Here is a 13,958-nt window from a genome sequence, read left to right on the forward strand (position 1 = left end):
TCCCGGACAAGACCCTTCACCACCCATCTTCACTGAACTTTCCTTCCTATCATGCGAAATCGATCCGCAGGGCGCTTGCCAGGCGGCTCGGCAGTCGGTCCGGCAGCGTCACCGTCAGGGCCGCGCTGTCCTGTTGGAAATGGAGTTGCGCAGGATTGCCCAGCAATGTGACGCGCCTGATCCGACGCTGGTCATGGGGATTGCCGGCGGCCAGCGACGCGATCGAAACGCGACCGCGCGGTTCGCCCAGAGTGATCGCATAGAGGGCCCCACCACCTGTGGTGAACCGTATGTCCTGCGCCGTATAGGCCACGTCTTCCCGAAACATCCCGTCCTGCGTTTCGGTCGGCCCCTCGCCGTGGATCTTCCACGGGCGCGTGCCATGGATAGCGGCGGCGTTGACCTTCATCCATGCGGCCAGTTCGACCAGCAACTGGTCGGATTCCGGCGGCAGGCTGCCATCGGGATAGAGCGTGACGTTCAGCAAGAGATTGCCGTTCTTGCTGACGATGTCAGCCAGCAGGCCGATGACCGTCGCTGTCGATTTATGGGGAAAGTTCTCGCTGAAGAACCAGTCCGCGTTGGACGTATCGGTCTGCCAGGGCCGATCCTGAATGCCCTTGAGCACCCCGCGCTCTACGTCCTGCACCACCGCGTTGCGATGGAATTCACCGGAGCCGGTCTGCTTGCAATTATAGACCGCTTCAAGCTTGTCGGTCCGCGCTATGCTGCTGTTATAGAAATGGGCGAGCAGGCTGCGCCCGGTCTCCCCGAACGGCAGGCCGCCGTCGCTGTACAACAGGTCGGGCTGGTAGCTGTCGATCAGATCGCTGATCCGGTCGAACCAGTGGCGGTGAAAGGCCGGATTCTTGGTATACCAGGACTCCGGGGTATTGATGAACGGTTCACCCCGGTTGTCGTGGTAGAGGTCGGCAAAGCGGGCGTCGCTACCGTCATAGGATCGGCCGAGCATAGGCCAGAACTGATCATATAGGTGGCTGGGATGCCACCAGGTATAGCTTGCCCCCAGATGCTCGGACACGCCAAAGCGCAGCCCCTGGCGCTTTGCCGCCGCCTGCCACGCACCGACAATGTCGCGTTTCGGCCCCATCTCCGCCGCATTCCAGCGGTGATGGCGCGAGCGCCACAGGTCGAAATTGTCGTGATGAACACCCATGGAGACGAAATATTTGGCTCCCGCCGCCTTGTATTTCGTCATCAGCGCATCGGGATCGAACCTCTCCGCCATCCAGAGCGGAATGATGTCCTTATAGCCCTTTTCCGAAGGATGACCGTAGGCCTTGAGGTGATGGTCGTAATGCGGATGGCCGGGAACATACATGAAGCGCGCATACCAGTCGCCCTGCCCCGGAACCGCCTGGGGACCCCAATGTGCCCAGATCCCGAATTTGGCGTCGGCGAACCAGGAAGGGACTTCATAATTGTTCAGACTTGCGACCGACGAATCAAAACGGCCGCCGGCGATCCTGGCCACGCCCTGCCGCGCACTGGCGCTCGCAGGAGCGAGCGCCGAACTCAAGGCAGCCGCCAACGGTGCCCCAAGTAATTGGCGCTTGGTAAAGCCCGACATCCGATTCTCCCCTGATGCGCACCTCTATGAGGTGATCGTCTGCACTTGTTTGCATATTTACAAACATATTTTCAAGTTGCAATTGAGCCTTCGATTGACGAAATCGGATGACGGTGCCGCCATCGAATGCCAGGGGGATGAACGAACGTGCCGCGATCCGAACTCAAGCGCGCCTACGCGGCACCAGCAGTCGAAAAGACCTTTGAGGTTCTCGAATACCTCGCCACCCACCCCAAAGGGGCGCTGGTCAGCGAAATCGCCGCCGATCTGGGGCGAACGGTGGGCGAGCTTTTCCGGATCATCGTCGTGATGGAGAATCTGGGATATTTGCGTAAGTCCCAGACAACAGACCGATACACGGTGAGCTACAAGCTTCTGGACGTTGCGTTCCGGGCCACGCCATCGCAGGATCTGGTGCGGGCCGCTTTACCCGAAATGCAGGGGCTGGCGCTGGAAACGGGCCAATCCTGCCATCTGGTGGTGCCCGCCACGGGCCACGGGATGGTCGTCGCGCGTGAGGAGCAGCCTGGCACGCGGGGATTTTCCCTGAAGGTCGGTACTATCGTCGACATCCTCAAAAGTTGTTCGGGCCAGGTGATCCTGGCCTATTCCAACCAGGCACGGGTCGACCGGATCGTGCGCGAGGTTGAGGAAGAACGGCATGTGACGGTCGACCGCGAATGGCTGGCGGAGCGGCGGGAGGCGATCCGCCTGGCCGGTTTCGACAGTCGTCCCAGCCCGATAACCTACGGCGTCACCGACATCAGCTTCCCCATCTTCGGTTTCGACAAGGATGTGGTTGCGGCCCTGACCATTCCGTTCCTCTCATTGATCGACGGGTCGCAGAAGGTCGAAATGGACGCGGCGCGCGACATGCTGCGCCGCACGACGGAGCGGATTTCCGATCGGCTGGGCTACCAGCCCTAGGACGGATCGACATTCAGCCCTGACGGCCTGCAAATGTTGGCCTTTCGTGCTTCCGGTGCTCACCTACTGAAAGTAGGCTGCGCGCCGGGTCACGAAAAACCACCATTTTCGGCTCGTCATCATCTGAATGTCGATCCGTCCTAACCGTGCTTGCGCGCTTCCCCAGCGGAAACCATCGCGTCAAACATCCTTCCGCAGATGTTCAGCCAGCATGAAAATGCGTTCGGCAGGCTGCCATTTCACGCCACTGCCGGCTGACGGCACCGGCTTCTGGAACCGGTCCATCTGCGCCTCCCAGGCCTGGGATTCCGCGCTGCCAGTCCGATCTTGAGGCTCCACGTCGCCCGCAGTCTCCGTAATCATCACCAGCCTGTCGCCGGTACGATAAATCTCCATCAGCGTATTGCCGGCATCAAGGATGTCCTGCAACACCCGCGCGGGCACGTTGCCCGGTCGATGCCACCGCTCATATTCTTCCGCCAGCGCCTCGTCGCTGAGATCGAGCACATAGACCTGCCGTGCCATCAGGCTCCTCCCATCGCCATGTTACGGGTGACCCGGCGGCCGAACCAGGCGATCACTAGGAAACAGACCAGCGGCACGAACATCGCCATTGCCAGCGAATGAAGCCGCTCCGCCATAAGGCCGGTCAGCGGCGGGAAGATGGCTCCGCCGATAATCGCCATGACGATCAGCGAAGAGGCAATTCGCTTGCTCGGCCCCAGTCCGGCAAGGCCGAGCGTGAAGATGGTCGGGAACATGATCGACATGAACAGGCTGGTCAGTCCCAACGCGACGACCGCGATCATTCCTCCCGCGCTCATCGCGACGCCGCACAGCACCGCCGCGATTAATGCATAGCCCGTCAGCAGTCGCGGTGCGGGGACATAGCGCATGAGCCCCGCGCCGGCGAACCGCCCGACCATGAACAGAAACAGACTGATGCCCAGCCATTGCGCGGCCAGTTTCTCACCAATGTCGGTCTGGTCCTGAGCGAAATTGATGAAATAGCTCCACACCGTCACCTGTGCGCCGACATAGAAGAACTGGGCCAGGATCGCCGCCCGCAGGCGTGGGCGGCGCAGCGCAGCACCCAGTCCGCCACCGGATTGATCGATACCCTGCCCTTCGGCGATCACGGGAAAACGCGTCAGCGCCACGATCGCGGCAAGGGTGAGGACAACGGCAGCCAGCGCAAGATAGGGCAGCCGTACCGCAAGGGCTTCGGCCGCACGATAGGCTTCGATCTGCGCGGGTTGCATGGCCGACAATTCGGCGGCGCTGTGCTCGATGCCCGAAAAGATCAGGGCGCCGCCCAGAAAGGGCGCGATCACGCCGCCAAGCCCGTTGAAGCTTTGCGCAAAAGTCAGGCGCTGCGCCGCGCTCTCCTCCCGACCCATGGCAGCGATCAGCGGATTGGCCGCGGTTTCCAGAAAGGCGAGACCCGCGGCAATGATGTAGAGCGCCACAAGGAAAAAGCCGAAGGCGCGCACTCCGGCCGCCGGCCAGAACAGCAGCGCGCCGGCCGCGTAAAGGCCAAGCCCCGCGATGATGCCTGCCTTGTAGCCGTGCCGGGCAATGAACCATCCGGCAGGAAGGGCGAAGGTGAAATAGCCGAAGTAGAAGGCCGTCTGGACCAGGCCCGACTCCATCCGCGACAGTTCCAGCGCCTTCTGGAACTGCTTGATCAGGATATCATTGAAATTATTGGCTATTGCCCACATGAAGAACAGGCTGGTAACCACCGCGAAAGCCACCAGGAAGCGGCGCTCTACCAGGGTCGCCCGGCCATCGGCATGGCTCTTTGACGGCTCTGCTGCTTCGTAATGCATGGATGACACTGCGCACCCTCCCCTTTTTGCTTTTCCTTTGATCACCTGCCGTCAGGCGTTGGACCAGCCTCCGTCGATGACATGGCATTGCCCGGTCACGAAAGCCGCCGCATCGCTGGCCAGCCACAGGACGACCGCCGCCACTTCCTCCGGCTTGCCCAATCGCCCAACTGGCTGCCGCGCTGAAAACCGGGCAAGCGCCGCGTCGAAATCACCCGTCACGCGCAGCCGCTCCTCCAGCGAGGGCGAACGGACCGTGCCTGGACAAACCGCATTGCAGCGAATGCCCTCGGCAACATGGTCCACGGCGATGGCTTTGGTCAGGCCGACGACGGCGGCCTTCGTCGTGTTGTAAACGAAGCGATCGGGCACGCCGATGATCGCGCCGGCGACCGAGGCGATATTGACGATCGAACCACCCCCCGCACCGATCATGCCAGGCAGGACGGCGCGGATCACCTGGACCATCGCCGCCACGTTGATCGCATAGGCTTCGTCAAGATCGGCCTCGGTACTGTCAAGCAGCGTGCCGCCATGAACCTTGCCGACGCAATTGACCAGAATGTCCCAGGCCGCACCCTCCTGCGCGAAAAGCGCGGCGATTGATTCAGGGTCGGTCACATCGACAAGGCGGGTGCGGCATCCCGCCAGCGCCGCCAATGTTTCGGCATTGCGGTCGATCGCCAGGACATCCGCGCCCTGCGTTGCCAGCAATTCGGCGCAGGCTTTGCCGATCCCCTGCCCGGCGCCCGTCACCAGCGCCCTCTTGCCAGTGAGGCCGAAGGGACTGGGGGTCATGTTCGACTCCTGTTCGGCAGGCAGGCCGGACCTGCCGCCTCGAACTGCTTGTAGGTCAGGATGAATTCCTGGTGGCCGAGTTCTTCTGAAAGGCTTTGCCTGCCTCCTGCGACATCGACCACAGCGTCGTAGATCTCGTCGGCGACCTGATCCAGATCGGCCGCACCCGCCAGGATGCGCCCTGCGTCCACATCCATGTCGCTCGACATGCGGGCATAGGTTTCGGGGTTGGCGCAGATCTTGATGACCGGACTGATCGCCGATCCGACCACGGAACCGCGCCCGGTGGTGAACAGGACCAGATGGCAACCGCAGGCAATCAGTTCGACGATTTCGGCATTGTCCGAAATATTGGGAAAGCCGAAACGGACTTCGCCATCAGGCACCACGTCCAGCAGGTAAAGCCCAGGTCCGGAAGGATGGTCGCCGGGTTTGAGCAAGCCCGAAATCGGGCTGTTTCCGGATTTAGAATAGGCTCCGAGCGACTTTTCCTCCTGCGTCGTCAGCCCGCCTTCGGCGTTGCCGGGCGAAAAGCTGCCATAACCAAGGACGGTATAATAGCGCTCGGCCTTTTCCACTACCTGTTCGATCAAGACGCCAAGTTCGGGCGTGATCGCTCGTTCGGCCATGATCTGCTCGCAACCGATGAGTTCACCGGTTTCCTCGAAGATGCAGGTTCCCTGTTCCGCGATCAGCCGGTCGAAGGTTCGACCAACGGCCGGATTGGCGGTGATGCCACTGGTCCCGTCGGACCCGCCGCAAATCGTCCCGACGACGAGGTCGGCAATCCCCATTTGCACCCGTGGCGTGCTTTCGGCGCTGACGGCGAGCAGTTCGCGTGCCTTGGCCACGCCGGCCTCGATCGTCTTGCGCGTGCCGCCCTGCTGCTGGATGACCAGCGTCTCCACCGGGCGGCCGGATCGGGCAATCCGTTCCGCCAACCCTTCGCGGTCGAACCCCTCGCAGCCCAGCGAGAGCAACAAGACCCCGCCCACATTGGGATGGGTCGCCAGTCGGGTCATCATCGTATCGGCATAGGCATTGGGGAAGCAGCCGGGAAAACCGATCAGCTGGACATTATCGTCCGCCACCTCCGTCACGATCCGGCGCGCGACATGATGCGCGCACTCGACCAGATAAGCGACCAGCACGACGTTGCGAATGCCTTTGCGCCCGTCGGGCCGAAGATAGCCATTCCAAAGGACAGGAGCATCGTTCATGTCGGATCTCCGTCCCGCAGCACGTCGCGTTCGTGCGACGGAATATAGTCGCTGCGCAGGTTGTGCCGGTGCACATGTTCTCCTCTTGCTGCAGGGCTGGTCATGGTGCCGATCGGGATGCCATAGCGCATCACCTTGTCGCCGCTCGCCAAATCGCGGCGCGCCAGCTTGTGCCCCAGGCCGACCGCGCCTGCCGCGATCACTGGTGCCCCATCGATTTCCACCTGCTCCCCTGCATCGATGGGAGCGACGCAGATAACCACATTGTCGGCGGGGTGCAGGGCAATGACCCGGACGCGATCAGTCATAAGAAAATCCATAGAAGCGTGCCGCGTTGCCGCCGAACACGGCGGCGCGTTCGCCAGGGTCGAGATCATCGAACAGGGCCAGGGCCTGGTCGAGCCAGTCCCGATATCCCCCGGCCAGATTCAATACCGGCCAGTCGCTGCCCCACATCAGCCGCTGCGTACCGAAGGCGGCGCGAACCGCCTCGACATAAGGGGCAATCGTCGCCGCCGACCAATCATCGCCTGCCTCGGTCCACAGGCCCGAAACCTTGCAATAGACGTTCGGTTGCGCCGCCAGCCGCGCGATGGAATTCCGCCATGCAGCGCTGTCGCCGGAAGCGATGGCCGGTTTGCCGCAATGATCGAGCACGATAAGCAAATCGGGATGCTGCGCGGCGAGCGCGACAATATCGTCGATCTGGTGCTGAAGCACCAGCGCATCGAAGCGCAGCCCGGCGACGGCCATCGCCTCCAGCAAGGGGCCGAACGCCGACTGTAATATCCAGCCCGGTTCAGGCTCGCCCTGGATCATCGGGCGCAATCCCTTGAGCAGGGGACGGCGAACCAGCGCGGATAGCTGTTCCAGTGCATCCGTCGCGGCAAAGTCGATCCAGCCGACCACCGCTTTGACATGGGCGGCCCGCTCGGCAAGTTTCAGGATGAAGCGGGTTTCCTCGACCGCCGGAGCCGCCTGGACGAGAACGGTTCCGGTCACGCCGGCATCAGCCAGCAGCGGCGCGAGGTCGGCAGGAAGGAAATCCCGGTGGATCAACGCCAGGTCGGGGGTTGGCCAGTCAGTGAACGGATTGGCCAACTGCCAGAAGTGCTGATGCGCATCGATCATCCGCGTCAGCCTTGCAACTCTTGGACCACCGGGACCGGCGCGTTGTCCGGAATAACTCCTTCATCCTTCAGCGCCGTCCAGAAAGATGACGGGATCGGGGTGCTCGCGAGGGCCAGCGTGCGGTCGACCAGATCGGCTCTGCCAAGCCCGACCAGAACCGACGCGATAACAGGATGCGCGCGGGTGAATTGCAGCGCCGCGGCGGCCAGGGGCACTCCGGCCTCATAGCAGAGCGCCTCGATCCGGCCGACCCGCGCGATTATCTCGGGCGGCGCAGGCGCATAGTCGAAATAGACGGGTTGGCCCGAGCGCGTTCCAGTCGCCAGAATACCGCTGTTGTAGACGCCGCCGGCCACGATCCGCGCCCCATGGGCTGCGACACGATCGAAAAATCCGTTCAGCGGTTCCTGTTCCAGCAAGGTGTAACGCCCGGCCAGCAGGAAGCAATCGAAGCGTCCGACCGCCATGGCCTGGTCGATCACCGCGGTCTCATTGACGCCAAGCCCGATCGCGTCCACCGCCCCGCTGGCGCGCAGTTCGTCCATGGCCCGGTAACCACCCTCCGCGAACTGCGCAAAATGGTGCGAATGCATCGCTCCGTGCGTCAACGATCCCAGATCATGCGCGTAGAGCAGCTCAATGCGATCCAACCCCAGCCGGCGCAGGCTCTCTTCAAACGAGCGCATCACCCCATCATAGCTGTAGTCGAAGTGCACCTTGTTCGGCAGCGGGTCGGCAAATCCGTCGCGCATGGGGTGCAGGCTTTCGCTTGTCGGGTCGAGCAGGCGTCCGACCTTGGTCGAAATGACGAACTGATCGCGCGGCAGATCGCAAAGGGCCACTCTTAGACGCTGCTCCGACAAACCCATGCCGTAATAGGGCGCCGTGTCGAAATACCGAACACCGCTTCGCCACGCACGGTGCACCGCGTGGACCGAGTCAATGTCGCGCACAGCCCGGTAGAGATTGCCGATGACCGCCCCACCAAAGCCGATTGGCGCAAGCCGTGCATTGCCCCACAAATTCTTATCCTTTCCCATGATTCACAACTAGGGAAGGTTTTTGCATATATGCAAGTTGATTTTTAAAATTTGCACTGCTGTGCAGCAATCGCGCTGGATCCCAAGATCGATAGCGACCACGATGTTCGTCACAATGCTCCACTCGGCACCCTTCTCTCCACCCGGCTAATCGCGGCGATCACCCATCCCTGCAATTTGCGATCCCACCAATGGCGAGCCGGGAAATTCTGGCGGCAACGCGAATTGCACATGCTCCTCGGCCGGATTCGCATTATTGTCTGAGTAATCATTGCAGATCGCGAGAAATGTAGCAATGCATCTTTCGGTATCCCGCTGGCATCGCGATGCGAGGACCTCCGCAATCATCCTCCAAAGCATAATTTGTATGAGTTTCTTTTGCAATTGTGAACTATTATTTTTATATGCGCAAAATCCCCGCTCTGACGGTCTTGGAGCGATAGGGCATAAAATCGGGACGCCATCAACCGAACAGGCGGCGTTCCATCATGAGCTAAACCATGGAGAGAGCGTGTGAAACTGCGGCGTCGTGAGCTAGTCGTGTCAGCCCTTGCCTTGGCAACCGCGGGTTGCGGCGGCGGCAGCGAATCAGGATTAGCCCCGCCCCCACCACCGCCGCCGTCGCCACCTCCTCCGCCGCCTCCTCCACCACCCCCTCCGCCCAGCCTCTACCCCAGCTACAATGTGAACCCGATCTCCGCGATCTCGACCGGCATGGGAACCGCCGAAGAGGTTGCCGCAAAGTTCAAGCTCGGGCTGAACATCGGCAACACGCTGGAAGCCACGGGCGGGGAAACCTTCTGGGGCAATCCGATGATCACCCAGGCATTTGTCGACAAGGCCAAGGCATCCGGCTTCGATGCGATCCGCCTGCCCTGCGCGTGGGATCAATATGCAGACCAGGCCACGGCGAAGATCAAGGCGAGCTGGCTCGATCGCGTCAGGGAAGTGGTGCAATATTGCATCAACGCCGACTTGTACGTCATGCTCAACATCCACTGGGACGGCGGCTGGCTCGAAAACAACGTCACGGTTGAAAAGAAGGATGCCGTCAACGCGAAACAAAAGGCGTTCTGGGAGCAGATCGCCACGCATATGCGTGACTTTGACGAGCGGCTGATCTTCGCCAGCGCGAACGAGCCGAACTGCGACACGACCACGCAGATGGACGTTCTATACAGCTATCACCAAAGCTTCATCGACGCGGTCCGCTCCACCGGCGGAAGGAACGCCTATCGCGTGCTGGTACTACAGCTTCCCAACGTCAACATGGACCTGTCCAAGACCTTGTGGACGCATATGCCGACCGACACTGTGAGCGACCGGTTGATGGTGGAACCCCATTTCTACAGTCCTCCCAATTTCTGCATCCTGTCCGAGGACGCGTCATGGGGTCGGATGTTCTATTATTGGGGTAAGGACTTCCATTCGACGATCGAGCCGGATCGCAACGCCACCTGGGGTGAAGAGCCCACTGTCGACGACCATATGGCGCTTGCCAACCAGATGTTCGTAAGCAAGGGCATACAGGTCATGCTGGGCGAATATGGCGCGCCACGGCGCACGACGCCGCTGGATCTGGAAAAGCACCTGGCCTCGCGGGCACATTGGATGAAATATGTGACCCAAAAGGCATTGGAGAACGGCCTTTGTCCCTTCCTGTGGGATACAGGTGACCTCATCAACCGCTGGACGACCGAGATCAAGGACCAGCAAGGTCTCGACGCCCTGCTGGAGGGTGCCGGCAAGAAGTGATCCATCCGGCCTCGTGATCGAAATCATTCCCGGCGGATGGCCTAATTGGCTGTCCGCCTCCTCCCTCTATCGGTCTACGGGAACGCCCCGTTCATTGATGTAAGGCGGGAGCTGCTGAAATCGGGATGGGCGCATATCACGCCTGCCGGTTCAGAGATGACGACCAACCCTGAACCGGCAGGACGCGGCTATGCCATCCCTCAGTCGGTCAGTGCCGCGTTGCCCCAGCTTACCGGGAAATCACCACCGCCGGGCCGGTCAGTCCGGGCAACCAGTTCAATGATGCGATAACCGGCAACCGATGCCTCAATCGATGCTGGAGCTGTTCCCGCAGCCTGCCATGCTGATTGGGACAGGAGCTTTCGGTCACCATAAATTTCAAACCGAACCCGGCGCCCGCCGGCATCACCTGAATCGTCGATCCCTACCTGTGCAACCAGCTTTCGCTTGCCCGGATTGCGCACCTCGATCCGAGAATTGGCCATGATTCCGATACCGTACGGAAATTTGGTGCCGTAAATGCTCAGTTCCTGGCCCAATGGAGCGCGATCGGCGCGAGCGCCGCCCCAACCGGCGTAACGCGGCGGTTCGCCCCCGCCCCGCGTGCCCGTCCACGGCCCCAGCCCGCGATGAATCATGGGATCGAGCTGGCGCGCCGTGACGCCATCGACCGCCGGATAGACATTGCCGGGCAGCTCTGACAGATAAGATCCATTGGGCAGCAAATGCCGGCCCGAGACGCGATAGACCAGCGTCTCGCGGGGGCCCACCGGCAGCTTGGTCTCCCCGACGAACTGCATGGTCTTGCCGCTCCACAGATCGGTCATGCCGATCTGCGCGTCGGAGGCCAGCTTAAGCTGTGCAGCCGTCAGGTCCGCTTCGATCGGGGCGCTGGTCCGATTGAGGAGGGCAACCGCCTTGTCTCCGTTCGCCAGCGTCTTGACGTAGATTTGCAGATCGTTGGAATCATAAGCCAGGACGGCCTGATGCCCGCCAGGATCCTGGTTGAGCGCAATGATCGCGCTGTTGCCCAGGACGGCAAGCTGTTCGGCATTGGCCTTGCGAAGATCGAAGCCGATGATCAGCGGTGCGTTGAGCATGGCCCACATGCTGAAATGGCTGCGCGCTTCGGTCATATGGGCGGCGTCGAACTCGCCGCTGCCGATAAACAGCATGTCGGGATCGTTCCACGACCCAGGGTGCGCATAAAGCTCGCGCCGCGCCGCCGTGTCCATGTTGTGAAGCATCCGGCTCCACTGCGGGGTGATATCCTCGCTCGTTCGCGACAGGTTGCCGACCTTGGCGGCCCAGCTGCGGACGTCCGCCGATCCCCAGATGCACAGCGAGAAGGTATATTGCCCGTCCGGATTATGCCGGTCCAGCGCCTGCGCAACCTCCTCGAACAACCCGCGGACCGCCTTGACATCGGTGCGCTGGATGGAATCGAAGTCGATCAAGGGCGAAAAGGCGCGATAGGTGCCGTTCTTCACCAACGGACTGGAAGCCGGCAGGGCGCGGATGCCGCAACCATCGACCTTGATGTAGTCGAAACCCCATTCCTTGAAGAAGATCCCGATGTCCTGATCCACATGGCCGTAAAGCCCGACTTCGCGCTCGGCCACAGACCCCTCCGGGTTCGTGCTCGAACCGTTGCCAAAGACCTGCCCGCAGGTGTTGCGCCCGATATCCGAATAAATCCCCGCCCGAAGTCCCATTGCGTGCAGCCGGTCGGTCAACGGCCTGAAGCTGGTGGAGCCGTCCGGCATCGCCGCCGACGGGAATGTCTTTGTGCGGATTATCACGCGACCTGTCGCCATATCGCGCTTCAACCACCAGCCGTCGTCGATATTGATGCTCTTGAAGCCCTTGGCGGCAAGTCCGCTGTTAACGATGACGTTCGCCGATGCGAGAACCTTTTCCTCGTCAATGTCGCCATGAAAAGCGTTCCAGCTGTTCCAGCCCATCGGTGGGGTTGCAGCCTGACCCTTGGTATTGGCGCTCCATCCGCCGGTTGCGGCAAGATCGTCCGCGAATGCCGGCCCTGCGGCGATCATGGCCAATCCGGCACTGGCCCAATAAAGCGAACGCAGCATTCCTTCACCCCTTTTGATTATCGATCGTCGCGCGACGGAATCCGTTGCCAGAACAATGCCGATGGCTGGCTTCCACCGCGCTGCCCATTCAAGCGCGATCCAAAGACCGCGTTCGATCAAGGCATGCCTATTAGTCATACAATATTGAAGAAGGCAAGCGCTCGATGACCTTGCGCTGGCGCCGGGTTCGGATTTTCCATGGATGCGCTCACCTTAACCGACACAAGGTTTATCCTGTCTTGTCGGAGCGATAATGCGTAAGCCAGATTCACAAGCCGCCCTGGTCAAAGGCGTGATAATTCGCCGAGGAACAATTTTATGTATGAGTAGTTATGTATGACGTCTTTCCATTCCCCTCCTTTTCAGGCTGAAGAATCTCACGTCTATTTTTATATATGTTATTTCATTTTCTTTCATGCAATGAGACGGCGTGATCATCCAGTTTGGAACAAGCCGATTCCTGCAGGCGCATGTCGACCTGTTCGCGCATGAAGCGCGCCTCGCCGGCGCGGACGTGCCCCCCATTGTCGTGGTCAAGACCACGCGCGACGCTGCCCGCACCAGCCGCGTCACGGCCTTTGGCGACCCGGCCGGTTTCGACGTGATCATACGCGGGCTGATCGACGGTAACCCGGTCGAGGGTACGACGCGGGTGCGCAGTGTGGTTGCGGGCTATGCAGTTGCGACGGATTGGACGAAAATCCGCGACCTTTTCACAACCAAAGCGACACATGTAGTCTCGAACACCGGTGACAGCGGCTATGTCGTGCCGGGCGACACCGAAACCGCTGCGGCCGCCCTGGTGGGCGATGAACCGCCTCGCGGCGGTTTTGCCCTGCTGCTGCTGGCGCTGCTGTACCGCCGCTGGGCCGCTGCGAAGGGGGGCATCACCATCCTGCCTTGCGAACTGGTTCCATCGAATGGCCAGGCGCTGCATCGCTCTGTGGCCGAACTGGCCCGCGCATCGGCTTTGCCTGCCGATTTTCTTCGGTGGCTCGATGCAGATTGCCTTTGGCCCGATACGCTCGTCGACCGCATCGTCAGCGAGCCGCTGGAACCGCTGGGCGCGATTGCCGAACCCTATGCACTATGGGCGATCGGGAGCCGGCCTGGCCTTGCCCTGCCCTTCAGCCATCCCGCAATCGTGATCACCGATGAACTGGAACGGTTCGAACGCCTGAAGTTACACATTCTGAATCTCGGCCATAGCTGGCTTGCCGACCGTTGGGCGCGAGCAGGCGCCCGGCGGGAGATGACGGTTCTCGATGCCATGCACGACCCGGACGAAGCCGCTGCGCTAAGCGATGTTTTCAACGACGAAGTGATCCCCGGCTTCGCACGGCACGGAATGGGCGATGAGGCCAGGGACTATGTCGCAACGACGCTTGATCGCTTTTCCAACCCATATCTGGCCCATCGGCTTGCCGATATTCACCAGGGCCACGGCGCAAAGGTCGCGAAACGCATCGGCGGGTTCATCGACTGGATATCGCAAACAGCCGATGGCGATCTTCCCATGCCGCGATTACGAGCCGTAAGAGCCGCGAACATCTGATCCTCCGCAAGCCGAG

12 protein-coding genes are annotated in these 13,958 nt (G+C 61.2%); 3 read left to right on the forward strand and 9 right to left on the reverse strand.

Features of this window, described 5'->3' with window-relative positions; all coding sequences use genetic code 11:
• Positions 1–49: 49 nt before the first annotated feature.
• Positions 50–1,591 (reverse strand): alpha-L-fucosidase, encoded by a 1,542-nt coding sequence (locus tag MRBLSP13_RS12935; RefSeq protein WP_363754831.1) that lies wholly within the window; start codon positions 1,589–1,591, stop codon positions 50–52.
• A 147-nt stretch (positions 1,592–1,738) separates the two neighbouring features.
• Between MRBLSP13_RS12935 and MRBLSP13_RS12940 the strand changes: the two genes are divergently transcribed.
• Positions 1,739–2,518 (forward strand): IclR family transcriptional regulator, encoded by a 780-nt coding sequence (locus MRBLSP13_RS12940; RefSeq protein WP_133652229.1) that lies wholly within the window; start codon positions 1,739–1,741, stop codon positions 2,516–2,518.
• A 180-nt stretch (positions 2,519–2,698) separates the two neighbouring features.
• Here MRBLSP13_RS12940 and MRBLSP13_RS12945 read toward each other — a convergent pair whose 3' ends face one another.
• From MRBLSP13_RS12945 to MRBLSP13_RS12975, 7 genes are read right to left on the reverse strand one after another with little or no spacing between them, the layout of a single operon-like run.
• A complete protein-coding gene (locus MRBLSP13_RS12945) occupies positions 2,699–3,043 on the reverse strand; it encodes an L-rhamnose mutarotase (RefSeq protein ID WP_363734580.1) in 345 nt (114 codons plus the stop codon).
• Positions 3,043–4,350 carry an L-fucose:H+ symporter permease gene (fucP, locus tag MRBLSP13_RS12950; protein ID WP_363734579.1) on the reverse strand — a complete coding sequence of 436 codons (1,308 nt, stop codon included), beginning with the start codon at positions 4,348–4,350 and terminating at the stop codon, positions 3,043–3,045. Before fucP ends, MRBLSP13_RS12945 begins: the two co-directional genes overlap by 1 nt.
• 51 nt (positions 4,351–4,401) lie before the next feature.
• On the reverse strand, positions 4,402–5,148 hold the full coding sequence (locus tag MRBLSP13_RS12955) for an SDR family oxidoreductase (protein WP_363734578.1): 747 nt from the start codon (positions 5,146–5,148) through the stop codon (positions 4,402–4,404).
• A complete protein-coding gene (locus MRBLSP13_RS12960) occupies positions 5,145–6,368 on the reverse strand; it encodes a UxaA family hydrolase (protein ID WP_363734577.1) in 1,224 nt (407 codons plus the stop codon). Before MRBLSP13_RS12960 ends, MRBLSP13_RS12955 begins: the two co-directional genes overlap by 4 nt.
• Positions 6,365–6,676 (reverse strand): UxaA family hydrolase, encoded by a 312-nt coding sequence (locus MRBLSP13_RS12965; RefSeq protein WP_363734576.1) that lies wholly within the window; start codon positions 6,674–6,676, stop codon positions 6,365–6,367. The genes MRBLSP13_RS12960 and MRBLSP13_RS12965 overlap by 4 nt, the downstream gene beginning before the upstream one ends.
• On the reverse strand, positions 6,669–7,499 hold the full coding sequence (locus MRBLSP13_RS12970) for an amidohydrolase family protein (protein WP_363734575.1): 831 nt from the start codon (positions 7,497–7,499) through the stop codon (positions 6,669–6,671). The genes MRBLSP13_RS12965 and MRBLSP13_RS12970 overlap by 8 nt, the downstream gene beginning before the upstream one ends.
• Positions 7,500–7,504: 5 nt before the next feature.
• Entirely contained in the window at positions 7,505–8,539 is a 1,035-nt protein-coding gene (locus MRBLSP13_RS12975; RefSeq protein ID WP_363754833.1) for an aldo/keto reductase, read from the reverse strand.
• Between the two features lie 684 nt (positions 8,540–9,223).
• Here MRBLSP13_RS12975 and MRBLSP13_RS12980 point away from each other — a divergent pair.
• Entirely contained in the window at positions 9,224–10,294 is a 1,071-nt protein-coding gene (locus tag MRBLSP13_RS12980) for a glycoside hydrolase family 5 protein (protein WP_363734573.1), read from the forward strand.
• A gap of 200 nt (positions 10,295–10,494) precedes the next feature.
• Here the strand turns inward: MRBLSP13_RS12980 and MRBLSP13_RS12985 are convergent, their stop codons facing one another.
• Complete coding sequence (locus MRBLSP13_RS12985; RefSeq protein WP_363754835.1) at positions 10,495–12,387, reverse strand: NPCBM/NEW2 domain-containing protein; 1,893 nt, start codon at positions 12,385–12,387, stop codon at positions 10,495–10,497.
• 430 nt (positions 12,388–12,817) lie between these two features.
• Here MRBLSP13_RS12985 and MRBLSP13_RS12990 point away from each other — a divergent pair, with 430 nt between their 5' ends.
• Positions 12,818–13,942 carry a mannitol dehydrogenase family protein gene (locus MRBLSP13_RS12990; RefSeq protein WP_363754837.1) on the forward strand — a complete coding sequence of 375 codons (1,125 nt, stop codon included), beginning with the start codon at positions 12,818–12,820 and terminating at the stop codon, positions 13,940–13,942.
• Positions 13,943–13,958 lie beyond the last annotated feature (16 nt).

Source organism: Sphingobium sp. LSP13-1-1.1 (assembly GCF_040676415.1).
Lineage (GTDB): Bacteria > Pseudomonadota > Alphaproteobacteria > Sphingomonadales > Sphingomonadaceae > Sphingobium.